1 protein-coding gene and 1 pseudogene are annotated in these 796 nt (G+C 45.1%); both read right to left on the bottom strand.

The annotated features are described in order from the left end of the window. Window positions 1-644, bottom strand: a pseudogene (locus ACFINS_RS10030) (phage late control D family protein); the annotation flags it as partial. Next, window positions 644-796 (bottom strand): tail protein X (locus ACFINS_RS10035; RefSeq protein WP_375706180.1); only part of this gene is annotated, 153 nt, incomplete at its 5' end. The pseudogene ACFINS_RS10030 and the gene ACFINS_RS10035, both read right to left, overlap by 1 nt.

Consider the following 796-nt stretch of genomic DNA (forward strand, 5'->3'; position numbering starts at 1 on the left):
TAAGAAGCTTCAATGGTGCCATATTGCGTACGTGGCTCTAACGTAAATTCCCAGTTGGAACAGTCGTGCTTATGGATGTCGAGTGCTGGTAAATTATCTCCGCTTAAAAACAAAAACTTATTGTCCTTGATCAAAAAACGTGCCTGCATGCGGTCAGCAAGGCGGGTTAAAAAATCAACAGCCGATTGATCTGTACGAATCACATAAGGCAAAGTTTGTTTGCTAAACTGAGGACTGATCTTTGCTTGATAACCATGGCGTTTGGCGAGTGTCTCAACAATCTCTCCAACAGTTTTGTGATCAAAATGCTCACTCACCTGTTCTTTGAGCTCTTTGCGCATGGAGGCGCTTTTACCGCAAAGCCGCAAAATCTCTCCATCGCTGCCTCCACAACTCACAACCGATTCGACAACAAAACACCCCATAAATGCACTGATGCTGTTCTCATAACCAAAGATCACCTGTAGCGCACTGTTGCTTGAGGGAACCTCTAAATCATTGCCACTATCGTCAAACTCTGCTTCAAATGTATCGGCTTCATTACCGGTATGGTCCGTAATGGTTGCGGTTAAAAGACGCTGATAAAAAACCTCATGAACAAGCTTATCCCCCACCCTCACCTCAATAAAAGGATGCGTGCGCATTAATCCCATAACCGCTTCACCACGCTGTTCTTTTCTTGGCTGACAAACTCAGGCAGCATGACCTTTAAGCCCCGTGGTAAAAACACACCATATTTGGCAATCTCTGGATTGGCTTCCAGTGTGGCTTCTAAATAGCCGTTTAGTCCCCCAAC

Origin of the sequence: Bartonella sp. AA2SXKL (assembly GCF_042197205.1) — a bacterium.
GTDB lineage: Bacteria > Pseudomonadota > Alphaproteobacteria > Rhizobiales > Rhizobiaceae > Bartonella.